At 58.9% G+C, this 22,424-nt stretch carries 21 protein-coding genes; 7 read left to right on the top strand and 14 right to left on the bottom strand.

Going from position 1 to position 22,424, the window contains the following annotated elements:
* The 4 genes from ACP7AL_RS24515 to ACP7AL_RS24500 all read left to right on the top strand — a co-directional run bounded on the left by ACP7AL_RS24515 (position 1) and on the right by ACP7AL_RS24500 (position 4,487).
* Positions 1-567, top strand: coding sequence for a type 1 glutamine amidotransferase domain-containing protein (locus ACP7AL_RS24515; protein ID WP_006019327.1), 567 nt, complete (start codon positions 1-3; stop codon positions 565-567).
* 136 nt (positions 568-703) lie between these two features.
* On the top strand, positions 704-1,231 hold the full coding sequence (locus tag ACP7AL_RS24510) for a (2Fe-2S)-binding protein (protein WP_425995090.1): 528 nt from the start codon (positions 704-706) through the stop codon (positions 1,229-1,231).
* Entirely contained in the window at positions 1,228-2,244 is a 1,017-nt protein-coding gene (locus tag ACP7AL_RS24505) for an FAD binding domain-containing protein (protein WP_425995088.1), read from the top strand. The genes ACP7AL_RS24510 and ACP7AL_RS24505 overlap by 4 nt, the downstream gene beginning before the upstream one ends.
* Positions 2,241-4,487 (top strand): xanthine dehydrogenase family protein molybdopterin-binding subunit, encoded by a 2,247-nt coding sequence (locus ACP7AL_RS24500; RefSeq protein WP_425995086.1) that lies wholly within the window; start codon positions 2,241-2,243, stop codon positions 4,485-4,487. Before ACP7AL_RS24505 ends, ACP7AL_RS24500 begins: the two co-directional genes overlap by 4 nt.
* A 255-nt stretch (positions 4,488-4,742) precedes the next feature.
* On the opposite strand, the gene ACP7AL_RS24495 is transcribed toward ACP7AL_RS24500, so the two are convergent.
* Positions 4,743-5,360, bottom strand: a complete 618-nt coding sequence (locus tag ACP7AL_RS24495) for a response regulator transcription factor (RefSeq protein ID WP_425995084.1) — start codon at positions 5,358-5,360, stop codon at positions 4,743-4,745.
* A gap of 8 nt (positions 5,361-5,368) precedes the next feature.
* Positions 5,369-7,081 (bottom strand): ATP-binding protein, encoded by a 1,713-nt coding sequence (locus ACP7AL_RS24490; protein ID WP_425995082.1) that lies wholly within the window; start codon positions 7,079-7,081, stop codon positions 5,369-5,371.
* Between the two features lie 873 nt (positions 7,082-7,954).
* On the opposite strand from ACP7AL_RS24490, the gene ACP7AL_RS24485 reads away from it, so the two are divergent.
* The 3 genes from ACP7AL_RS24485 (at position 7,955) to ACP7AL_RS24475 (ending at position 12,053) form a co-directional block, all read left to right on the top strand.
* On the top strand, positions 7,955-8,545 hold the full coding sequence (locus tag ACP7AL_RS24485) for a GAF domain-containing protein (RefSeq protein ID WP_425995080.1): 591 nt from the start codon (positions 7,955-7,957) through the stop codon (positions 8,543-8,545).
* A 1-nt stretch (position 8,546) separates the two neighbouring features.
* Positions 8,547-9,194 carry an MEDS domain-containing protein gene (locus ACP7AL_RS24480; RefSeq protein ID WP_425995078.1) on the top strand — a complete coding sequence of 216 codons (648 nt, stop codon included), beginning with the start codon at positions 8,547-8,549 and terminating at the stop codon, positions 9,192-9,194.
* 261 nt (positions 9,195-9,455) lie between these two features.
* Positions 9,456-12,053 (top strand): excinuclease ABC subunit A, encoded by a 2,598-nt coding sequence (locus ACP7AL_RS24475; protein ID WP_425995077.1) that lies wholly within the window; start codon positions 9,456-9,458, stop codon positions 12,051-12,053.
* Positions 12,054-12,548: 495 nt separating this feature from the next.
* On the opposite strand, the gene ACP7AL_RS24470 is transcribed toward ACP7AL_RS24475, so the two are convergent.
* The 12 genes from ACP7AL_RS24470 to ACP7AL_RS24415 form a co-directional block, all read right to left on the bottom strand.
* Positions 12,549-13,025 (bottom strand): MaoC family dehydratase, encoded by a 477-nt coding sequence (locus ACP7AL_RS24470; RefSeq protein ID WP_425995075.1) that lies wholly within the window; start codon positions 13,023-13,025, stop codon positions 12,549-12,551.
* A gap of 151 nt (positions 13,026-13,176) precedes the next feature.
* Positions 13,177-14,907 (bottom strand): AMP-binding protein, encoded by a 1,731-nt coding sequence (locus ACP7AL_RS24465; RefSeq protein WP_425995073.1) that lies wholly within the window; start codon positions 14,905-14,907, stop codon positions 13,177-13,179.
* 23 nt (positions 14,908-14,930) lie between these two features.
* Entirely contained in the window at positions 14,931-15,632 is a 702-nt protein-coding gene (locus tag ACP7AL_RS24460; RefSeq protein WP_425995071.1) for an ABC transporter ATP-binding protein, read from the bottom strand.
* Positions 15,625-16,368 (bottom strand): ABC transporter ATP-binding protein, encoded by a 744-nt coding sequence (locus ACP7AL_RS24455; RefSeq protein WP_425995069.1) that lies wholly within the window; start codon positions 16,366-16,368, stop codon positions 15,625-15,627. The genes ACP7AL_RS24460 and ACP7AL_RS24455 overlap by 8 nt, the downstream gene beginning before the upstream one ends.
* Positions 16,365-17,333, bottom strand: coding sequence for a branched-chain amino acid ABC transporter permease (locus ACP7AL_RS24450; protein ID WP_425995067.1), 969 nt, complete (start codon positions 17,331-17,333; stop codon positions 16,365-16,367). Before ACP7AL_RS24450 ends, ACP7AL_RS24455 begins: the two co-directional genes overlap by 4 nt.
* Entirely contained in the window at positions 17,330-18,202 is an 873-nt protein-coding gene (locus tag ACP7AL_RS24445; RefSeq protein ID WP_425995065.1) for a branched-chain amino acid ABC transporter permease, read from the bottom strand. Before ACP7AL_RS24445 ends, ACP7AL_RS24450 begins: the two co-directional genes overlap by 4 nt.
* Before the next feature lie 21 nt (positions 18,203-18,223).
* Positions 18,224-19,417, bottom strand: coding sequence for an ABC transporter substrate-binding protein (locus ACP7AL_RS24440; protein ID WP_425995063.1), 1,194 nt, complete (start codon positions 19,415-19,417; stop codon positions 18,224-18,226).
* A gap of 33 nt (positions 19,418-19,450) precedes the next feature.
* Positions 19,451-19,666, bottom strand: coding sequence for a hypothetical protein (locus tag ACP7AL_RS24435; RefSeq protein ID WP_425995061.1), 216 nt, complete (start codon positions 19,664-19,666; stop codon positions 19,451-19,453).
* Complete coding sequence (locus ACP7AL_RS24430; protein ID WP_425995059.1) at positions 19,663-20,436, bottom strand: Phenylacetic acid catabolic protein; 774 nt, start codon at positions 20,434-20,436, stop codon at positions 19,663-19,665. Before ACP7AL_RS24430 ends, ACP7AL_RS24435 begins: the two co-directional genes overlap by 4 nt.
* A 1-nt stretch (position 20,437) precedes the next feature.
* Entirely contained in the window at positions 20,438-20,689 is a 252-nt protein-coding gene (locus tag ACP7AL_RS24425; protein ID WP_425995057.1) for a phenylacetic acid degradation b, read from the bottom strand.
* Entirely contained in the window at positions 20,686-21,000 is a 315-nt protein-coding gene (locus ACP7AL_RS24420) for a metal-sulfur cluster assembly factor (RefSeq protein ID WP_425995055.1), read from the bottom strand. Before ACP7AL_RS24420 ends, ACP7AL_RS24425 begins: the two co-directional genes overlap by 4 nt.
* A complete protein-coding gene (locus ACP7AL_RS24415) occupies positions 20,994-22,046 on the bottom strand; it encodes a 1,2-phenylacetyl-CoA epoxidase subunit PaaC (RefSeq protein WP_425995053.1) in 1,053 nt (350 codons plus the stop codon). Before ACP7AL_RS24415 ends, ACP7AL_RS24420 begins: the two co-directional genes overlap by 7 nt.
* Between the last annotated feature and the right edge of the window lie 378 nt (positions 22,047-22,424).

Here is a 22,424-nt window from a genome sequence, read left to right as displayed (position 1 = left end):
ATGGCAAAAGACACCCTTAAAGGACTCAATGTGGCCATCCTGGTCACCGACGGTTTCGAGCAGGTCGAACTCACCGGGCCACGTCAAGCTCTGGACGAAGCCGGCGCCACGACCAGGATCGTATCGCCCAAACATCGACGCGTACGGGCGTGGAATTTCACGGACTGGAGCATGGAGTTGCCGGTCGACGTGGAGCTCGGTCAGGCCAAGCCGGAAGATTTCGACGCGCTGCTGTTGCCGGGCGGCGTCATCAATCCGGACTCGCTCCGCATTCAGCCAGATGCGGTTGCTTTCGTGAAGGCATTCTTCGATGCCGGTAAACCGGTTGCAGCGATCTGCCATGGTCCCTGGACCGTGATCGAGACCGGCTCGGCGCGCGGCCGACGCATGACTTCATGGCCCTCTCTCAAAACCGATCTCAAGAACGCCGGCGCGGACTGGGTGGACCAGGAAGCGGTCGTGGACAAGGGCTTGGTCACGAGCCGCAGCCCCGATGATATCCCGGCATTCAACCGGGAAACGATCAAGCTGTTCAGCGAAGCACGGGGGCGACGTCATGCGGCGTAGTGTCGTCGCCGTTTCGCTCATCGGATATCAGCTGAAAGTATCCAATGCTTGCCGGCGCGGGTTGGAACCATTTCATAAGTGCTTTTGTTCTCCCTGCTGCAGCCGGTACCCGCCCCCCCAATCTGCGGAGATTTTGATGGTGCAAGACGTCGTGGCTGAGCAGAGCGCCAGCCCTATTGCGTTGCCGAAAAAGATCGAGGTGACACTCAGGGTCAACGGCGAAGACCGCCGGCTTTCCTTTGCGCCATGGGTGTCGCTGTTGGACGCGCTCCGCGACCATCTCGACCTCACTGGTACCAAGAAGGGCTGCGACCACGGGCAATGTGGCGCCTGCACCGTGCTAGTCAACGACCGTCGCATCAATTCCTGCATGACGCTTGCGGTAATGCAGGACGGCGCCGAGATCACCACGGTCGAGGGTCTCGTCCATAACGACGCGCTGCACCCGCTGCAGCAGGCCTTCATCGATCATGATGCGTTCCAGTGCGGCTATTGCACGTCCGGGCAGATCTGCTCGGGCGTCGGACTGCTCAAGGAAGGCAAGGCCCACAGCGTCGACGTGATCAAGGAATTGATGAGCGGCAATCTCTGCCGCTGCGGTGCCTATCCCAACATCGTCTTGGCGATCCAGCAAGCCATGGGGACAGACGGAGGCACGCGATGATCCCGTTCCAATATGCGCGCGCAGACAATGTCGCCGACGCGTTGCGATTGGTCGCTGCCCAGCAAGGGGCGAAGTTCATCGCGGGCGGCACCAACTTGCTTGACCTGATGAAGAACAATGTCGAGGCCCCTACTTGGCTGGTCGACATCTCGCGATTGCCGCTGACGACGGTCGAGGAGACCACGAGCGGCGGCCTAAAGATCGGCGCGCTGGTTCCGAATTCCGATCTCGCCTGGCATCCACTGATCGAACAGCGCTATCCCATGATCGGCAGCGCGATCCTAGCCGGCGCCTCGGCGCAACTGCGCAACATGGCGTCGACCGGCGGCAATTTGCTGCAGCGAACGCGCTGCAACTATTTCTATGACACCGCAACGCCCTGCAACAAGCGCCAGCCGGGCTCCGGCTGCTCGGCGATCAAGGGGTTCAACCGCAACCACGCCATCCTCGGCGCGAGCGATGCCTGCATCGCCACCCATCCCTCCGACATGTGCGTGGCGCTGCTCGCACTCGATGCCACGGTACATGTGATGGGACAAAACGGCACGCGCACTATTCCGATGGCGGAGTTCCATCGTTTGCCAGAAGACAAGCCGGAGCAGGACACCAATCTGCAACCGAACGAGATGATCACGGCAATCGAGCTTCCGCCAGCGCCGTTCACGCGGAATTATACCTACATCAAGATCCGCGACCGGATGTCGTACGCCTTCGCGCTTGTCTCCGTCGCCGCCGCACTGGAGCTCGAGGGCGGCGTCATCAAAGAGGCACGGCTTGCGCTAGGCGGCGTCGCACACAAGCCGTGGCGCGACAAGACCGCCGAAGACGCGCTGAAGGAACAGAAGCCGGAACAGGCCAACTTTGTCCGCGTCGCTGACGTGCTGCTGCGTGATGCCAAGCCGCAAAAGGACAACGGCTTCAAGGTCGAACTGGCACGCCGCGTGATTGCCCGCGCGCTGACGCAGGCCGCGCGCGGCACACCGCAAGTGCAATCGGACAAGAATATCCAATGACCCAAACCAGCCCCGCTTCCTCCTATACCGGTCGCCCTATCTCGCGCGTCGACGGCCGCGCCAAGGTCACGGGATCGGCCAAATATGCCGGCGATTTCAACGCTGATAACATGGCTTACGGTTTCGTGGTGGAATCCACTGTCACACGCGGCCGCATCAAGCAGATAGTAGTCAGCGAAGCGCTCCGTGTGCCGGGCGTGCTCGCGGTCATTACACATGAGAACCGGCCCCAAGTCGCTGATAATCCCGAGGCGTGGAAGGACGAGGTGGCGCCGGAGGAAGGCCGGCCGTTCCGGCCGCTCTATGACGACCAGATCTGGTTCAACGGCCAGCCGATCGCACTGGTGCTGGCGGAGGAATGGGAGATCGCGCGCTACGCCGCTTCGCTGATCAGGGTGAACTATGAGGCGCGCTCCTTCGCGACCGATCTGCGGGTGAAGCTGGATGCCGCCACGACGGTAGACAGGCCAGCCAAGCCGCGCGGCGACGCTGCCAAGGCGTTTGCAGCCGCCGAGGTGCGCCACCAGGCCGACTATTATATCCCGACCGAGCACCACAATCCAATCGAGCTATTCGCCACCACGGTGGTGTGGGACGGCGATGGCAAGCTCACGGTGCATGACAAGACGCAGGGCGTGCAGAACGTAGGCAACTTTCTCGCCAGCGCATTCAAGAAGAACAAGGACGATTTCCGCGTCGTCTCACCGTTTGTCGGCGGCGCGTTCGGTTCGGGCCTACGGCCCCAATACCAAGTGGTGCTGGCGGTGATGGGCACGCTGAAGCTTGAGCGCTCGGTGCGGCTGGTCCTGACGCGCCAGCAGATGTATGGGCTTGGCTATCGCCCGCCTACGATTGAGCGATTGGCGCTCGGCGCAAAGAAGGACGGCACGCTGGACGCCGTCACGCATGAGGCGATCGGCGCCACCTCGGAGTTCGAGGATTTTTCGCGCAACGACGCCGGCTGGTCGGCGCAGCTCTATAAATCCCCGAATGCCAGGTACGTGCAACGAATCGTCCATCTCGACCGCCCGACCTCGTGCGACATGCGCGCTCCCGGCGCGGCGACCGGCGTTTACGGGCTGGAAAGCGCGATGGATGAACTCGCGGTGGCGCTAAAGATTGATCCGGTCGAACTGCGCCTGCGCTGCTATTCGGACCGCGACCAAAACGAGGATGTTCCCTTCACTAGCAAGGCTTTGCGTGACTGCTACCGCCAGGCTGCGGAAGCATTCGGCTGGAGCAAGCGCAGTCCGGAACCGCGTTCGATGCGCGACGGCAACAATCTGGTCGGCTGGGGCATGGCGAGCGGCATATGGGAGGCCCTGCAGATGCCGATGGCCGTGCGGATCGTGATGACCGCGAACGGCTACGCCGAAGTGTCCTGCGCGGCTTCCGACATCGGCCCAGGCACTTACACTGTGATGTCACAGGTAGCGGCGGACAGCCTCGGCCTGCCGATCGAGAATGTCACCATAAAGCTCGGCGACTCCACTTTGCCGAAGGCGCCGGTCGAAGGCGGCTCGTGGATGGCCGCCTCCTCCTGCCACGCCGTGCTCGCGACGGCCGACGAGGTGCGCAAGGAACTGCTTGAGGCCGCAAAAAAGATGCCTGATACACCGCTCGCCGGCGTGCCGCCGGAAGATGTCGCGCTTTTTGAAGGCAAGCTGGTCAGCCGCAAGGATGCAGCCCGTGTCGTGTCCGTGGCGGACATCATGCAGCATGGTGGGCTCGAGCGGATCGAGAAGGAGAAGACCAACGAATTCAAGGAAGACGGCAAGTATAGCAAGAACACCCATTCCGCTGTCTTCGTGGAGGTGAAGGTCGACGAGCAGTTAGGCGTCATCAGAGTGACGCGGGTAGTCAGCGCGATCGCGGCCGGTCGGGTGATCAACCCGAAGACCGGGGGTAGCCAGATAATGGGGGCGATCGTCGGTGGCATCGGGATGGCCCTGCAGGAGGAGACCGTCTACGACCACGGCATCGGCCGCATCATCAACGCCAACCTCGCCGAGTACCACGTGCCCGTAAATGCTGACATCAACGACATCCAGGTGATCTTCGTCGATGAGAAGGACACGCTGATCAATCGGCTGGGCATGAAAGGTCTTGGGGAGATCGGCATCGTCGGGGTCGCAGCGGCCGTGGCCAATGCGGTCTATCACGCCACCGGCGTCAGGGTGCGCGACCTGCCTATCACGCTGGACAAGGTCCTGGCCCGGGGTGGCGCGCCCGCAGCGGCGTAACAGACCGATTAGGTTGAGCGGACCTACCTCCCGCTCTCGGAGCGGGTCGCGGCCGCGCTGATGTCGGATGAAGCCCTGTTGCTGCTCGCAGAGCCGCGGCGGAGCCGATCGCGGACTCATGGCCATCATGGTTTTCTGACTCCGATCGGCTGTCATACGTTTTTCCCCGGCGGGGGTCGTGTAGAAATCAGCGCTCGAGGATGGCGAGCAGGACGATGTGCTGGAGAGGGCATCTCCAGCACAGCAAATATCCGCTCACCCCCGCTCTGCAAAGCTCGCGAAGACCAAAAGACGGACAGCCTCGGCGAACTGATGCACGCCCAACCGATCCATCATACGTGCGCGGTGAACCTCGACCGTGCGCACACTGATGCCAAGCTCGAAGGCAATGACCTTGTTTGGCTGCCCGGCCACGAGCGCCTCAAGAACCTGCCGCTCGCGTGGACTGAGCGTATCGATCAGCGCCGCCGCCGCAGCAATTTCATCGGTCCGGCCCTTCGCCGCGCCGGTCTTCAGCGCGGACTCAATCGCCGCTATCAAGGTGTCGTCGCTGTAGGGCTTTTCAATGAAGTCCACAGCTCCCGCCTTCATCGCACGGACTGCGGTCTGCACGTCGCCTTGAGCCGTCACCACAATGACCGGCAAGTCCGGGTTTATCAGCCGAAGGCGAGCATGAACCTCAAAGCCGTCCATCTCCGGCATACGAAGATCCAGCAGGGCGCAGCCCCAGGGTAAGCTGCCCGCGACGTCGAGGAACGCTTTTGGCGTTGCATACGACGCCACCTGGAAACCGACCGCGTCCAGCAGCCGCTCCAACGATCGGCGGATCGCCGGGTCGTCATCAATAACGTAAATGAACCGTTCGGCGGCCATCGGTAGACTCATCGCTCCGGCGGGACGGGCAGCGTCACACGAAAGATTGCTCCGCCGCCGCTATTGGGTTCATACCCCAGCTTTCCGCGATGGGCCTCGACGATCGTGCGGCAGATCGAAAGGCCGAGTCCCATGCCATCGACTTTTGTGGTGTGGAATGGCTCGAAGAGGTGTTCGACAATATCGTCCGGCAGGCCCGAGCCACGATCTGCTACAGCGATCTCAATCGACTCGTCATCGAGACGCGCTGTGACCACTTCCAACTCGCGCCGCTCGCTCTGCGCCATCGCCTCGTGCGCATTGCGTATCAGGTTAACCATGACCTGCTGCAGTTGAATTCGGTTTGCAAACACTGCCTCAGCGCGGGGATCGAAGCTCAGCCGGACCTGCACGCCGTGCGGTCCGGTTCCCGCCGAGGCAAAATGACTGGCTTCACGGATCAGGTCAGGGAGGTTTTCGATCCGCATTTCCGTCTCACCGCGCGTGACGAACTCCCGCAGCCTCCGAATGATCTCGCCGGCGCGGAGCGCCTGATCGGCGGCTTCGCCAAGGACATCGCGTACAGTAGCGACCCTGTGGGGAGCGGGAGACCCGTTGGCCATCATCCGGTGCACAGCGTTGATCGAATTGGTGAACGCGGTTAGCGGTTGGTTCAATTCATGCGCCAACGCGCCGGCCATCTGACCTGCGGCGCTCAGCCGCGATGCATGATGGAGCTCCGCTTGTAACTGCTGCGCGCGGACATCCGCGCGCAGCCGCTCCTCAGCTTCGAGCGTCAGTCGCTCGAGCGCTTCCGCCAATTCCGATGTCCGTTCCGCCACCCGCTGCTCCAACGACTCGTTGAGGCCTCGAAGATCACCCTCGAGCTTTTTCTGATGCCTCAGATCGCGGCCGACGGTCGCCATGTTCGTAGGACGGCCCGTGCGCGGGTCGTCGATGCGGAACCAATCCACCAAAAAGGGGATGATTTCTCCAGTTTTGAAGTGGCGGAGGTTGAGCTCGCCGAGCCAGCGTCCGGTTCCCATCACCATCGGAAGCAACTCGCGATGCGCCCGAGCTCGCTCATCGGGAGCCATGAGATCGAAGATGTTACGCTGCTGCACTTCCTCAGTGCCGGAAAGCCCGAGGAGGTCGAAGGCCGCCTTATTGAGATATTGCGGTGTGCCGTCTAGATCGGCGAAACCAATGAACTCGGACGACCGCTCGATTACGGTCGTCAGACGCCGTTGCTCCGCCTCCGCGCGCCAGCGTTGGATAGCGAGCGTTGCGTGGTTCGCCGCAATTCCGAGAAGGAGCCGGTGCCTCTCGCTCGGAAATTGCGGATTAACGGAACCTGCGACGATCAAGTCGTCGCCGCCAAAGCCCATCGGCGCCGCCGCGATCCGTAACGTTCCCTTCCCGAGTGGGTTGTCGATCGCGGATATCTGCTCGCGCCTTCCGCGCCACGCACCGCGGAGGATGCGTTCAATGTGACCAGACGATCCGACGGATACCGCTTGGCTCGTGCGCATCACGTCGGCCGCAGGTTCGTCGCGCAGCCCCGGCACAGACACGTAAATGACGTCGGCATTGAGCATCGAAAGCAATGCGGCCGCCGCGCTGTCGGCGATCTGCCGCGAATTGTAGTCTTTCCAGATGGCCGGCAGCGTCGAAAGCGCAACGAGATCGCGGATGCAGCGCCTGAGCTCCTGCGGCTGGGAAAGCTCATCGACCCAAGGCATGTCGCCTGATCCAATCCACAACGCAAATCGGAACTTCGGCGACTGTCACTAAGCCGAAGCAAAACGGCAGAAATTCACCTTTGGATTGTCGGCTGGCGATGGACCATCCGCGGTCGCGATGCTTTATGGGTTCGCACCGGTCAGAGTTGCATCCACGTCCTGGGTGGAACCATACACCATCCAAGCCAATTGCCTAGTGTTCGTCCGACGCCGTGGAGCATATCAGGCACCGGACACGTTGCCGGTTGAAGATATCACGACCTTACATTGACTGATTACTTCGCCTGAGTCCCTGGTAGGTGAGGCGATCGCAACATGCCAAAGTGCATCAGTGTCGGAATGAACGTCAGGATCATCGACTGGTCGCCGTCTGCGTGGCGGTCGATGTGAAAGCCGAACCGAGCTCGCGGCCAATTTATCCTGCGCCCAAGCCCGTCGGCCTGGTCCGGGAAATTTCACATCTGCCGCGATCGAAGCGAGCTGGTCGAGCCTGAATCCGGATTGCCTAGCGATCTCGAGCGGACATCACGAATGTATTCCGACGGCGAGAACCAATTCGGGCGACGTTTGACGACCACTTCTCCACCGCGGTCTGGACACCTTCGGCTTCTTCTTCACATGCCATGGTTTCGACGTGGCCATGGAAAGAATAGTGCAGAATCAACACCTTCGTCGGTTAGGCTCCTTGCGGAAGCACAGCACAGCCAAGGTCGCGCAACCGCGGATTTACTATTGTCAGATTTCGCTGGCTGGAATGACGAAAATGGCAATTACGCAAAATTGCTTAATCCGCCTGGCAGTGATCCTCCATTACATTTCCGGCATCGCGCGGCCGCGGCAATGTTCGCGCGTCACGGCCGCTGAGGCAAGCCAATGGCAAAACTCACGGAGCCGCTCGAGGCGGCAACTGAGCAACAAATCGACGCCGTCCTCAAGCGGCTGAGCAATTCCAACGATGTCGGTGCGGACCTGCTGCGGGTCCTCGATATAGCGATCGGCATAACGGGCGCCGACATGGGCACGCTCCAGCGCTTCGACGAGAGAGCCGACTGCCTGACAATTGTTGCCAGCCGCGGATTATCGAGCGAAGCCCTTTCCTTTTTCGGCGCCGTACGCCGCGACACTAACACTTCATGTGCTGCCGCGCTCATGCGGCGCATGCGTGTGTTTGTCGAGAATGTCTCAACGAGTTACCTTTTTGTGGGCACGCGCGAGCTCGATATGCTGCGTGCCTGCGGAATTGCTGCCGCACAGTCCACACCGCTCATCAGCAGCAACGGCCGCCTCTGGGGCGTGTTCACAACGCACTTTCGCGAACCGCGGAAAGAGAGCGAGTTCGACCCTGCTCCGCTGGATCGGCTCGCCGTCCAGGTTGCAGACTGCATGGAGCAAATAGAGGGCCTGATGCCGAACCAGCACTTTCACGGCAAGCAGGTCCCAGAAAAACCTCAACCGGGAGGCTGACATGAATTCAACCGCCGCGCCCATTCCTTTTGGACGATCCATGCTGCGCGAGCACCGGCATGTCTGCGCGTTCTTCAGTTCGGCAGTGGAGGAATACGACGCGCTGCTGCCGTTCATTTGCGACGGCATCAACTGCGGCCAGCGCGCTTTTCATGTCCTTCCTACTCAGCACCGGGAGGATCATCTCAAGCGGTTGCGCAACGCCGGCATCGATGTCGAGAACACGATGAAAAGCCGACAGCTCGAAGTCGCGCTGCCGGAGGATACCTATCTCAAGGCAGGACGCTTCAACCAGGACGCCATGCTCGCCCTCGTCCAGGAAACGTTGAAAGACGGCACAGCACTCGGATTTCCGTTGACGCGAATGATCGCGCACGCCGAAGTGGTGTTGGACGACTGGAAGAGCGGCAATGAATTTGTTGAATACGAGATGCGCCTCAATGAATTTTTGCCAAACTACGACGATCCCGTGATCTGCACTTACGACGCCAATTTGCTGACCGCGCCGTTTGCAGTCGATATTTTGCGAACGCATCCGGTGGTCATCGTCGGTAACATCTTGATCGAGAACTCGTTCTTCACGAGCCCGCAGGACTTTATCCGCGAGGTGCGGTCGCGAACCGGACCAAGCCAATCTTATCGGGCATAGCCGGACGAAGCCGTCAAAACCATGTTTGTCGCAGACCTGCCGGCGCTTCTTGACCATCGTCAATGACAAAAGGGCTCGCCGGATCAACCCTCCTTTGCATTTCTGGCGGCACAAGGAGGCGATGATGATCAAGAACGTGATGGGACGTCTGGACGGCCCGCGAGCCGACGGTACGTGCCTCGTCACCACAGATCGCGAACATCTGGTCGAGCGATCCCGTTTGGGACGGAACTGTACGCAGCGATCAAGCGTTTCCCTCGGATGCTAGAAACCAACAAAGCTCGTTTTCAAGAAGTTGCGGGCGAGGATCTGCGGGGTTTCGTCCGCGTGCGCGGCGCACGCGAGCATAATTTGAAGAGTGTCGATCTCGCCATTCCCCGCGATGCCCTGGTGGTGTTTACGGGCGTTTCCGGCTCGGGCAAATCGTCGCTGGCGTTCGGCACGCTCTATGCGGAGGCGCAGCGGCGGTATCTCGAATCCGTCTCGCCCTATGCGCGGCGGTTGTTTCATCAGATGGCGGTTCCCGAGGTTGACGAAATCGACGGCCTGCCGCCGGCCGTGGCGCTGCAGCAGCAGCGCGGGGCGCCCACCACGCGCTCTTCCGTCGGCAGCGTCACGACGCTTTCCAACCTGCTTCGAATGCTGTACTCGCGCGCCGGCGACTATCCAAGGCACCAGCCGCATCTCGATGCCGAGGCCTTTTCGCCCAACACGCCGGCGGGAGCCTGTCCCCGATGCCATGGACTCGGTCGGGTCTACGAGGTGACCGAACGCTCGATGGTGCCGGATGATTCCAAAAGCATTCGCGAACGCGCGATTGCAGCCTGGCCGCCCGCCTGGCATGGCGGCAACCTGCGCGACATGCTGATTACGCTCGGCTACGACGTCGATCGTCCGTGGCGCGAATTGCCGAAAAAAGCCCGCGACTGGATCTTGTACACCGACGAGCAACCGGTGGTCCCGGTTTACATCGGGTATGACGCAAATGAGGTGCAAAAGGCGATCAGACGCAAGGAGGAGCCCAGTTACCGCGGCAATTTCTCCAGCGCCAGGAGATATGTGCTGAACACCTTTGCCACCACAGAAAGCGCCTCGATCAAGAAGCGGGTATCGCGCTACATGGTGAGTACCGAATGCCCACTCTGCCACGGCAAGCGGCTTGGCCGCGAAGCGCTGTCGGTCAAGTTTGCTGGCTTCGATATCGCCGACATCTCCAGAATTCCGCTGGCCAGGCTCGCCGACCTCTTGCGTCCCCATGCGGAGGCCACTGCTCCTACCCTCACCAGGCTTAAGGCGCAGCATCCGGAAAAGGCGCTGGTGGTGCAGAGAATCGCCGACGACCTCGGCGGCCGGCTCACGGTTCTGCTTGACCTAGGGCTAGGTTATCTTTCCTTGGAGCGGAGTACTCCGACGCTTTCTCCGGGCGAACTGCAGCGCCTGCGACTGGCAACCCAGGTGCGTTCCAATCTGTTTGGCGTCGTCTACGTGCTCGACGAACCCTCCGCCGGACTTCATCCCGCGGACACCGAGGCGCTGTTGGCGGCGCTCGACCGATTGAAAGCCTCTGGCAATTCGCTGTTCGTGGTCGAACATGATATCGATGTGATCCGGCATGCGGATTGGGTTGTCGACGTCGGGCCAGGCGCCGGCGAACTCGGTGGCCACGTGCTCTACAGCGGTCCGCTGCAAGGGTTTGAACAGGTAGAGCAATCGCAAACCCGCCGCTACCTGTTCGGCGACTACACCGGACCAAACCGAACCCCGCGCTCGCCCAAGGGCTGGTTGCGGCTGCGTGGCGTCAGTCGCAACAATCTCCATGAGCTCGATGTCGATTTTCCGTTGGGAGTATTCGCCACCGTGACTGGCGTTTCCGGCTCGGGCAAGTCGAGTCTGGTGAGCCAGGTTCTGGTGGAATTGGTTGCAAAACAGCTCGGCCATCCCACCCCCTCCATCGACGATGAAGGCGACGAACTCGAGCGGACGGTCGTGACCACACTCGGCGGCCGCATCGCGAGCGGAATGGAGGGCGTCAAGCGATTGGTGGTCGTCGACCAGAAGGCGATCGGACGCACACCGCGGTCCAACCTGGCAACGTACACAGGGCTCTTCGATTACGTTCGCAGGATCTTCGCGGCCACCAAGTCGGCGCGCGCCCGTCACTACGACGCCGGACGCTTTTCCTTCAATGTTGCCAAAGGCCGTTGCGAGACCTGCGAGGGCGAAGGCTTTGTTTGCGTCGAATTGCTATTCCTGCCCAGTGTATATGCTCCGTGCCCAAGCTGTCATGGCGCTCGCTACAACGCCAAAACCCTTGAAGTAAAATACCGCGACAAGAATATCGCCGACGTACTGGGAATGACGGTCGACGCCGCCTTCGCGTTCTTTGCGGAAGAGGCGCAGGTGCGCCGGTCCCTCGATGCGCTGCGGCAAGTTGGCCTCGGCTATCTGCGGCTTGGCCAGCCGGCAACGGAGCTTTCCGGCGGCGAGGCCCAGCGCATCAAGCTTGCCACCGAACTGCAGCGGACGCAGCGCGGCCACACGCTCTACATCCTTGACGAACCCACCACCGGACTACACCCGGCTGACGTCGAGAAGCTCATCGCGCAACTCGACGGGTTGGTCGAATCCGGCAATACCGTCATCGTGGTGGAGCATGACATGCGCGTCGCGGCCGGCAGCGACTGGGTCATGGATATTGGCCCTGGTGCAGGTAACGAAGGCGGTCATGTGGTGGGGTTTGGCACGCCCGCCGAGATCGCTGGATTGTCCATCAGCCGCACCGCGCCATACCTGTCACGGTTCAGGGCCCGGCTGGCGATCGACGCGTCAGCGTCCTATCATCTCGCGTCACCTCAGTAAGATTTTTGAACGAAACATCGCCGGCACCAAAGCAGCAGACGTCTCCGTAAACTAAGAAAAGCCCAGCACTGGCGAGCTTCTCATCAGATCTCCCAAAACTTAAACCTGAAAATTGGATGGCTGGCGACGCAGTGCCGATCGCGCCCGTCTCTGCCTATATTCCCTGCTAACAGGGAATTTTACAGGGAAACCGCGGGAATTTGGTCTTGCAGGCCCTACCTAGCGACAAAAATCACCGCTTTTCGGGAGCTTTCAGACCAATTCCCTACGCGGAATAACAGGAAAATATTCGCTCCGATCAGGGAATTCATTCGCTTGAACAGCGAATGGCTCGCAGAAGATTGCATCAGCAATCGTCGACCCACAGAGGTCCACATTAACCCGCTTGGCCGGAATGCACGCAACCCTGCAATGCCCCTTCATTCACAATCCTGAGTTCCTGGTGTCCAACGAAGAGCGCCTACCAATACCACTGCAAGTCTAGCTGCTTTCTTGTCACGAATTTCTTCGCGCGAACAAATTTACTGCTTTGAAACTGCAGACGACCAGATCACTCTGATTAAGTGCTTCAACAAGCGAAATGATAACACCTCGATCCGGCTTCGTACGCGAAACCTTGGCGTGCAGAACAGACACACGAAGCAGCAGACGATCCCCCGGTCGGACAGGCTGAAACCAGCGTATCTCGTCGACGCCGGGAGACGCGTGACTTGCTATAGCCGACAGATAATTTTGGACGAACAGACGCATCATGAGAGACACGGTGTGCCAGCCGCTCGCGATCAGCCCGCCATAACGGCCGTCCTTTGCCTTTACCGGATCGAGATGCATCGTTTGAGGGTCGAAACGCTTTGCGAAGGAGATGATCTCCTGCTCTTCGGCCTCAATGGGGCCGAACTCGTAATTCGCACCGACGATGTAATCTTCGAAATACCGCTCATCGATTGGCGGTAAAAATGCCGAAGCGGTCATCGCATGCTCCCGAAATAAGTGCCCGTTACGACTACCGCCCGAGGGGGACGGTTCCTCCGGTGGTGCCCCGTGAACACGCTATCATCAGATCACGGCCAAGACCGGATCAGTTTGAGAATCCGCTTTGACCAGAATCCGGCAGCGGGTTCCGTTACTGCGAAGATGGCGTATCCAGCGCCTGCGCTCTTTTGGCGGCAGCCTCCACGGATACCGGCGGAGAAGCTGCGTGATCGGTGCCTTGTCCGACTTTCAAATCGCGCAAAGCACGGCGGTCGATTTTCATCAACGTGGTGCGTGGCAGCGTCGATGGATAGATTATCGATTGCGGAACCTTGTATCCGCCAATATTCCGTTTGATTTTGGCTTGAAGCTCTGCAGTGAGATCCTCCGAAGCCTTGTGGCCCGGCTTGAGTACGACGAACGCCCGGGATTCGGTCAGACCGTCCGCACTCTCGTGAGGAATCACCGCAGCTTCATAGACCGCTGGATGGGACGTGATCTCGGCTTCAACTTCGATGGGAGATACCCAAAGGCCTTTCACCTTGAACAGGTCGTTGGCGCGCCCTGAAAACCAGTAGAATCCATCTTCATCGAACCAGAGCTCATCGCCGGTACGCGTCCACCCGCCGTTGAAAGTCGCAAGACTCTGCTTCTGCTTGCGCCAGTAAAACGGGGCTGCCGTCACGCTATGAACATAGGCTTCGCCAGCCGTGTTGGGATTCGTGATCGTCTGACCATCTCGCCCGACAAGCTTGATCGTGACACCGTATGTCGGCCGGCCGAGGCTGCCGCGCTTGAAGTTAGAAGGTGTGTTGCACAGCCACGAATACGTCACTTCCGAGTTCCCGATCGCATCGAGCAACTCAATGCCGAAAATAGCGTGGAAACGCTCGAAAATTTCTGGCGGTATTTTCTCGGATGCAGTCACTGCAAGCTTGATCGAAGAAAAATCGAACGTGCGGCCGTTCGCCTCTACATAGGACAGCAGATTCTTGATTACCGTCGGAACTGTGATCAGGCCGCTCGGCTTTTCTGTTTCGATCAGATTAATGAGATGCTCTGGCGTCGGTGGCTTGCGCGTGAGCACCGCGCGTCCGCCCGTGTACAGCGGAATGAGCAAACCTGGCCAAATCCCGTGCGAGAAGAATTTCTTGGATGTCGCGTGAGTAACGTCTTTCGCGGTCGTCTTCCAGACCGCGGCCTGACGCTCCGGCACAATATGAAAGTCCTGCGCAAGATGCGGAATGCCCTTGGCTGTTCCGGTCGTGCCCCCGGAGTAAAACATATATGCGACGTCGTGCTTGTGAACCTGGACAGGTTCAAACCGGTCGGATGAATCGGCGAGCAAGTTCAGGACATTTTTTCGTGGCGGACCAGCCTGTCCAATTCGCGTCTCAGCATCCCCGGAGTCCTCGGCCGGCCTGATCAGCACCAGACTGAGGCTTGATGGAAGTTCGGCTGCAATCTCGTTGAACTTGGCGAGTTGCTCGCCGTCGATGGCGAGAATGCGAGCACCCGTGTCCTCGATAAAATATCGTAGATTCTGGGCACGGTAAGCGTCGGCCACCGCGACAGGCACGGCGCCGAGGCGCAGGGCACCGAGCCAGATCGATACATATTCAAGGCTGTCGATGCCAAACAGAAGGACCCGCTCGCCCGGACGCAAACCGGACGCATTGAGCGCATTCGCCCCCCGGTTCACGTGACCAAGGAGTTCAGCGTAGGTATAATGAATTCCATCGATGGATAGAGCAATGCTGTCTGCGTTCTGCGCGATATGGCGATCAAGAAGGAGTTCCGTCGGATTGAAAAACTCCACGACATCCGGATCCTTCCATGCGACCCAGGCAGGATCTACCACCGGATGACTCAATTCGCTCATGATCGTACTCTCTTTCGCCAGTCTCAGATGCCGAGGTAAGTCTTGCGGATGTCGTCAGCTCGCTCGAGGTCGGCGACGCTGCCCTCGAACTGGATGCTCCCCTTGCCGAGCACGTGCACCCGGTCGGCAAGCGACGCCACCATGTCGTAATTCTGTTCAACCAGCAGGATCGACGTGCCGCCGGATCGGATCTTCCGCAAAACGTCGGTGACCTGCTCGACAATCAGAGGTGCAAGACCCTGGCTCGGCTCGTCCAGCAGGATGAGATCGGGCCGCCCGACCAGAGAGCGCGCAATCGCGAGCATCTGCTGCTCCCCGCCGGATAGGTGTCCGCCGAAACTACCGGAACGCTTGGCCAGAATTGGGAACAACTCGTTGACGTATTCAAAATCGGCTTTGGGAATTCGCTTGTGGTCCGCGCGTCGGCTAAGCGCGAGATGTTCGCGAACCGTCAGATTGGCGAATATGCCACGATTGTCCGGAACGTAGGCCAATCCCAAACGCGCGATCTTGTAGGTCGGCTGCCGCTCGATCGAACGCCCGCCGATCCTGATCTGCCCCCGGCGCAGGTTGTTGTAGCCGAGGATCGTCCGCAGCAAAGTAGTCTTTCCTGCGCCGTTACGTCCGAGGACGGCGACGCACTGCCCCGGCTTGACCCGAAGATTGACGCCATCGAGCACATCCCGGTCACCATATCCCGCAACGATGTCTGACACATCAAGCATGGGCGCGACCGAGGTAGGCATTCTGAACACGTTCGCTGCGTCTGACATCATCGACGAGGCCCTGCTCGACAACGCGGCCCTGGCTCATGACTGTGATGGTGCCGCACAAGTTGAAAACAATATCGAGATCGTGCTCGATAAGAAGGATCGATAGGGACGCCGGAAACGAGCGGATGATCTCGATCAGAAGCTCCCGATCGGCCGGAGTCGTGCCCGCCGCCGGCTCGTCCAGCAGGATAAGTCGCGGAGACCCCGCAAGCGCGAGAGCAACCTCGAGGCGGCGCGCTTCGCCGAAGGCGAGCTCGGCTGCCTTTCGCCGCAAGAGGTTCTGCAAACTCATCTGCTCGGCAATCCGCTCGATTTCCTGCTTGATGGCGGGCGAGCGGCTACGACCCCACCAGCGCATGACACCGGGCGCATGCGCTTGAGACGCAAGAAAGAGATTCTGCGCCACGTCCAGCGCCGGAAAAACGCGCGTACGCTGGAATGAACGCGCGGCCCCCGCCCGTGCAATGGCGTGGGGGCTGTGCCCTGTGATATCCTTGCCATCGAGAAGCACGCGCCCGCGATCCGGCGATACCCAGCCCGTTACAAGATCCATCAGCGTGCTCTTACCGGCGCCGTTCGGCCCGATGACGGCACGCCTTTCGCCGCGCTCCACCTTTAGATCAACGCCATCGACCGCATCAACGGCACCGTAGGATTTCCCGAGTCCAATCACTTCAAGCACGGTCATGATGACTTCGTCCCCCAGAGCCGCGCGAGGCTGCCGCCTATGCCGCCACGGAAGAATATGACCGTGAACACAAAGAACAGTCCGAAGAGCAGAATGTGCTCACGAAAGACGTTACTCAGCCCGTCCTTCAGAACAACAAAAAGGAAAGAGCCCAATATTGGCCCAAGCAACACTTGCGCACCTCCGATGATCACCATCAGCAGGCCCTCGCCACTCACCAGCCAATTGGAAAATTCGGGATTGACGAGTTGCAGATGCTGCGTGGCAAGTGTTCCTGCAAGCCCCGCAATTGCACCAGAGAGTGCGAACGCCGCCAGCTTATATCGCCAGACGACGTAACCTAGCGACGACATCCGTCTTTCGTTCTCACGGATACCCCGGAGGATAGCACCGAAGGGTGAGATCGAAACACCATGAAGAAGAACGACGACAAGGATCAGGAAAAATCCGGTGAACAGCGAGAATCCTATTGGACTATCAGTATTGATGCCGAGCCAGCGGATATCCGGCCGCGAGATTCCGATGATACCGTCGTCGCCCCCAAACAGCTTTATCTTCACCGAGACGGCATAGAACATTTCACCGAACGCGAGAGTAAGCAGCAGGAAATGCATCCCTGTCGCGCGTGTTGCGACCGCGCCAATCACCAGCGCCACCAGAAGTGCCAGTGCGATGCTGGCCGCCATAGCCGTCGCCGGAGACAAGCCGAGCATGGTGCTGAACACCGCCGTGCCATAAGCGCCGAGTGCATAGAACAACGAGTGTCCAAGCGATACGAGCCCTGTCCAGCCCAATAGAACGTTAAGAGCTAGGGCGAAGATTCCAAAAATCATCGCGTCGGTAACCAGCGTAATCACATGCGGCGTGACCCGTCCGCCGCTTATCAGAAAGTATGCGGTGCCGAGGACCGCAGCGGCGGCAAGCGCTGAAAGCGCGATTCGTGGAACTGAAACGGCGGCGCTCATCGTACGATCACCGGCGTGCTCGAAAGCCCCTGGGGACGCACAATCATGATCGCGGCCAAAAGAACATAGACAGACACCATCGAAAATTCCGGCAGGAATATCGAGGTGACGGTTTCGACAATACCGACGACAAAAGCGCCGATGATGGAACCGCGAACGCTTCCCAGTCCACCGATCAGCACGACGAGCAGTGTCGAGATGAGAATTCCGACTCCCATCCTCGGATGAATGCTCAAAATCGGCGCAGCGACGACGCCCGCAAAACCTGCCAGTCCACAGCCGGCTCCGAAGACCGCGGCGAAAATCTTGTCGATGTCGAATCCCATCGCCGAAACCATATCCCTGTCCGAGATGCCAGCGCGCACCAGCGCACCGACCATGGTCCGGTCGAGCACGACCCACACCAGCAAGCCGACAAGCGCTCCGACAAGAATGATGAAAAGGCGATAAGTCGGATAAACGATACCGATAAACTCGGTCTGGCCCTGCAAAATCTTTGGAAGCGGGATTGTCGAGAATGTGGAGCCGAACAAAAAATCGGTCACGCCGATGGTGACGAACAGCATCCCGAACGTGATCAGCGCCAGATCGAGATGGCTCGATCGGCCACGCGCCACCAATGGTCGAAACACGAGATATTGCAGCAACGCGCCCAGAATACCCGGCACGATAGGCGCGAGAACCAGTGCGACCCAGAACGATCCGGTCGCACCGTAAATCAGCCAGCCAGCGTAAGCCCCGATCGTATAGAAAGCGCCGTGACCGAGGTTAAGCGTATCCATCAGACCGAAGATCACCGTCAGGCCGAGCGCAAGAATGAGCACCAGCATGCTCAGTTGCAAGGCGTTCAGAATTTGCACGATCAGCATGACGGCAACCTCGCGCGCGGCTTACTTCAGGTCACAACCAGGCAGATCGTCACCCAGCGGGGTCTGCGTGATCCGCTTTTCCTTGAATGCGCCGTTCTCCTTGACGAGCTCGACCACGAACACCGCCGGAACGCGCGCATTATGAGAGCTGTTGAAGCTCAAGGTCCCACGCGGCGAGTCGAACTTACTCTCGGTCAGTGTCTTGATGAATGCCTTGCCGTCTGAGAGGTCAGCAGCGCGCTTCGCGGCAGTATCAAGCACCGCCACGGCGTTGTCGTAGCCGAGCACAGAGTTGACGTTCGGATCGCGCCCGAACTTCTCTCGGTAAGCTTTGATGAACGCGACACTGGCAGCATTATCATCACGCGGAGTCCAGATCGTGATATAACGCGCGCCAAGAGCGTCGTCGCCGAGCACCGACCACTGCGCGGTATCGTAGAGCCAGAAGTCACCCCGCAGCGGCAGCGACGTCTTGAGTCCAAATGCAGCATGTTGCTTGACGGACTGCGACGCCTCAGCACCTGCGTACCATGAATAAATGATCTGGGCGTCGGTGCCGCGAATATTGGTCAGATATGATCCCCAGTCCTTGGTGCGCTGAAATGGTGTCCATTCCTGCTTCACGACATTTCCGCCATCCGCCTCAAACGCTTTCTTAAAGCTTTCCATCATGCTGCGGCCGGCGGCGTTGTCCGGCGCGATGGTCGCCGCCCGCTTAACACCTGTCGACGCCCAATACTTTCCTGACGCCGCATGCAGACTGTTCGCGCTGAAGGACGTACGTGCGACATACTCGTTGCAGTATTTTCCGGTGATCTCATCAGCGACTGCAAAAGTGAAGACGAAAGGCTTTTGGTTCTTCTTCGCGACGTCAGTCAGCGCGATCGCAGCACTGGAATTAAAGATTCCGGCCAAAATATCGACGTTATCGGACTGAATCAGCTTGTTCGCCTTCTGCACGGCGAGCGAGACATTCAGTTCATTGTCTTCTTTGATGATCTGAACAGGACGGCCGCCGACCTTGCCACCGCGTTGCGCCAGAGCCAATTCCCAACCCGTCAGAACTTCCTGTGCCTGCACGGCAAAGATTCCCGTGAACGGCAATACCAATCCGATCTTGACAGGCGCTTTCGATTCATCCTGCGCGTGAGTCGCGCCGGCGAAGGCAACAGTAAGCGCGGCGACTGCCGAGATGGCTGATGATTTGAACGACACGGACTTTCCTTTCGATAACAAAAAGAGCGAGGCTCAGGAATTGGCGCGATCATCGCGCGGATGGGGAGGAAGAGCACCGCGCCACTTGATCCAATGGAAGTAGCTGCGGCACGGCTGGCAGTACATCAACGACTCGCCTGCATTGCCTCCAAACATCGACACAACGCGCGTATCGAGGCCTTCGCAAAACGGGCAGGCAATCCCGGAAAAATCGGTATCCTCGTCCGACCGGGCAATGGAGCCGTTCATTCGGGTGCAGCCTCGGAATCTCGAAAGCGAACGACCTCGAACAACTTGGCAGGTAGCGGGCTCTGGCGCAGGCCAGGCCGGGTTTCGCGGGTTGCAACACTGGATTGCATCGGAAGAGAAGCCGAGGGGGCAGCCAGATGGAGAAGTTTTGCGACCTCGTCCGTGAGAGACCGGCGAATTTCCTCAAAGCCGGTCTGTCGAACGCCTTGCGAGTGCAAGACATCGATATCGGACGTGCCGAACCAGCCGATTGCATCAGCATAGCGCGAAATCAATGCATCGATGAACGGCCCGGCATCGCCGGCACCAAAGACGCGCGCCCATCCGCTGGCATACTTGAGATGAAAATAGCTCTCTTCACCTATGCGCTTTGCAATACCTGCGAGCGCACGGTCCGGATGAGAGAGAAAACCGGATGCGAGAAGCCATGTCGCCTGCTCCGCCAGAAACGTGCCCGCAATGAAATCAGGCCAGGATTTCGGCGCTTGATCCAGCAGATGCATCGAGCGGATACCCTCGGCTGTGCGACCACGCTCGAGGAAACTGTACCCAAGGCCGAAGCTGCCGAGATACTGGTATAGTGCGCGGGCGTGCCCGAAGCTCGCGGCCCCAATCGCCAGCAGCGCTGCGTAGTCGGGTATCGACTTCCCATTGTGAGTACTGACAGCGTACCAGTTGCCCAGAACCAGCTTAGTGTCGGCGATTGCGAGGAGATCATCGATCAATAGCCGCCCGAGTTCCGAGTCAGAGTCATGCAAAGGCGCATTCATCTCAAAACTCCTTCACCTTGATGACGCGATTGCGCTCGCTGATTGCGATAAAGCAGTTCGTCGGTGCGAGACAGATTTCCTTCCATTCATGCTGGTCGCAAACGTACCAGGCCTGAACTTCCGCGAGATCGTCATTTGGCGCGCGAACGCTACCGACATGAGTCAGCGCTTCATCGGAATTTCTCCGCGCGAAAACCTCGTAGAGCTGATCCTTGGCTCTCGCGATCGAAAGCGGCTTTGCTGTGTTGCTCATATCTGAAGACCGAACTGTCGCATGAAGGGTTTAGCGGACGCGTCAACTTGATCCCGCGACCATGTCCCGGTCCCACTGTGGTCGATGATCACCTTGCCAATGTTCTCTATGGAGCCGACTGCTCCGCGAATCTGATCCTGCATCAGGGATACGGCGGGGCATGCGAGACACGGAATAGCCATTCGGATGGTCACGTCACGTTCGTCGGATATTTCCACCTGCTGGACCATTCCCATCTTGCGCAGGCTGACGGGAATGTGAGCATCGTTAATCGCTTCGAGACGATCCCAGACTTCGCTTTCGCTTACCAAAGGTCGTCTCCCCAGACTTCGTCCTGAAGCCGGCGGAATGTCTCGGTCTTGATGGGGCCGCCCTTCTTCCACTGGGCAAACTGTTCTTCCCAGGTCACCGTCCGGAAATCCCACTTCCCGGTCTCTTCGTTCAGCAGGATGGGCATCTCGTAATCGAGAACGTATTGACCTTTCTCCCGGTCGAAGTGAGCCGGTATCTTGATCCCTACCCGCTCGCAGAACGGCACGACCTGAGCTAGCCAGCGCTGCCGGAGCGCATCATTGCTCTGCGCCCTCACCTTGTACTGCAGCTGATCCGGGCGCGTTTTCATGTGATCCGGGAGTCCGAACCAAGTTGCGCCGAGCGGAAAATAGAAATCGACCGCATCCTGAATACGCTTCCGCGTCTTCGGCCCCTTGTTCCAGAAATATTCGGTCCACTTTTCTCCATAGGCGACATGAAACTTCTCTTCGAAGTTTACTTTTCTCAACGAGCGAGAATACGGACCGTAAGAGCACGACTCCTCAATATCGAGCGTAGTGGTGTAACCGGCACGATCCCCAATCAACATCGAGATGACGGCAGTGACATAATCATTTACCGGATGCTGCACCAGATAGAATGTCCGGAAGAATTTGGGATCGCGACGGAAGAGCAGCTCCTCGGTGTCGTAGCCAAAATCCTCGAGAAGCCGGTACGTTACCTGAGCGTGGCCGAGTTCATCCTGAACCGCCGACATAATCGATATTTTGGCATCCAACGTCGGAGCGTTCAAAATCGCCGGATAATTAAATCCTAAAGTTGACATCTCGAGATCGGCAGCAATCAACATCGTTTGCTCGAGAACTTCGCGATATCGCGGAGTCATTTCGGAGATGTCTTCGACCTTTCCACCGGCTTGCAGCCTGATCTGCAATGCACGTTCACGCGCTTCGATGCTCTGATTACCATTAAGCTCACGCTCAGCGAGCACCGCACGACCACTAGCTATATGCATCATCCACCCTGCTTCATACGCGATAGCGAATCTGTTCGCAGAGCGAAAATCTAACGCCATCACCGCCATTACATGACACGCGTACTTCTAAGGAAAACAGAGCTCAGGTCAAAAGCACTGAAAACCTTTTTTGGGCAGCGTTGTGAAAAATTAGCCTCTCAGAGGGGATGCGACGTGCGTTATGACGAACAAGTAAAGACTGAAAAATCCCTGTTCGGGGACGCTAACAGTCGGCGTTGCAGAAGAAATAACTTCTGCATGTTCGCCTCACCACACGGACATGCCTGACTTCAATTCACGACAGCCGCTTCGTCCTACAATGCGATAACGAAATACCACATTCAGTACATCGGCAACTAATTGCGAGAGAGCCGTTTTTTATGTGCGACTCTCGGTGAGTGAATTGCATCACTATAGTTTGTCGGCGAGATCAGAATGATCAAAACG

This window comes from Afipia sp. DC4300-2b1 (genome assembly GCF_049895725.1).
GTDB classification, from domain to species: Bacteria; Pseudomonadota; Alphaproteobacteria; order Rhizobiales; family Xanthobacteraceae; genus Afipia; species Afipia broomeae.
Note: the sequence above shows the minus strand (reverse complement) of the source record. Positions and strands in the feature narration are given on the sequence as shown.

Coding starts and splice junctions, on each gene's coding strand:
- ACP7AL_RS24515 (WP_006019327.1), top strand. CDS start 1: ATGGCAAAAGACACCCTTAAAGGACTCAATGTGGCCATCCTGGTCACC.
- ACP7AL_RS24510 (WP_425995090.1), top strand. CDS start 704: ATGGTGCAAGACGTCGTGGCTGAGCAGAGCGCCAGCCCTATTGCGTTG.
- ACP7AL_RS24505 (WP_425995088.1), top strand. CDS start 1,228: ATGATCCCGTTCCAATATGCGCGCGCAGACAATGTCGCCGACGCGTTG.
- ACP7AL_RS24500 (WP_425995086.1), top strand. CDS start 2,241: ATGACCCAAACCAGCCCCGCTTCCTCCTATACCGGTCGCCCTATCTCG.
- ACP7AL_RS24495 (WP_425995084.1), bottom strand. CDS start 5,360: ATGGCCGCCGAACGGTTCATTTACGTTATTGATGACGACCCGGCGATC.
- ACP7AL_RS24490 (WP_425995082.1), bottom strand. CDS start 7,081: ATGCCTTGGGTCGATGAGCTTTCCCAGCCGCAGGAGCTCAGGCGCTGC.
- ACP7AL_RS24485 (WP_425995080.1), top strand. CDS start 7,955: ATGGCAAAACTCACGGAGCCGCTCGAGGCGGCAACTGAGCAACAAATC.
- ACP7AL_RS24480 (WP_425995078.1), top strand. CDS start 8,547: ATGAATTCAACCGCCGCGCCCATTCCTTTTGGACGATCCATGCTGCGC.
- ACP7AL_RS24475 (WP_425995077.1), top strand. CDS start 9,456: ATGCTAGAAACCAACAAAGCTCGTTTTCAAGAAGTTGCGGGCGAGGAT.
- ACP7AL_RS24470 (WP_425995075.1), bottom strand. CDS start 13,025: ATGACCGCTTCGGCATTTTTACCGCCAATCGATGAGCGGTATTTCGAA.
- ACP7AL_RS24465 (WP_425995073.1), bottom strand. CDS start 14,907: ATGAGCGAATTGAGTCATCCGGTGGTAGATCCTGCCTGGGTCGCATGG.
- ACP7AL_RS24460 (WP_425995071.1), bottom strand. CDS start 15,632: ATGCTTGATGTGTCAGACATCGTTGCGGGATATGGTGACCGGGATGTG.
- ACP7AL_RS24455 (WP_425995069.1), bottom strand. CDS start 16,368: ATGACCGTGCTTGAAGTGATTGGACTCGGGAAATCCTACGGTGCCGTT.
- ACP7AL_RS24450 (WP_425995067.1), bottom strand. CDS start 17,333: ATGAGCGCCGCCGTTTCAGTTCCACGAATCGCGCTTTCAGCGCTTGCC.
- ACP7AL_RS24445 (WP_425995065.1), bottom strand. CDS start 18,202: ATGCTGATCGTGCAAATTCTGAACGCCTTGCAACTGAGCATGCTGGTG.
- ACP7AL_RS24435 (WP_425995061.1), bottom strand. CDS start 19,666: ATGAACGGCTCCATTGCCCGGTCGGACGAGGATACCGATTTTTCCGGG.
- ACP7AL_RS24430 (WP_425995059.1), bottom strand. CDS start 20,436: ATGAATGCGCCTTTGCATGACTCTGACTCGGAACTCGGGCGGCTATTG.
- ACP7AL_RS24425 (WP_425995057.1), bottom strand. CDS start 20,689: ATGAGCAACACAGCAAAGCCGCTTTCGATCGCGAGAGCCAAGGATCAG.
- ACP7AL_RS24415 (WP_425995053.1), bottom strand. CDS start 22,046: ATGGCGGTGATGGCGTTAGATTTTCGCTCTGCGAACAGATTCGCTATC.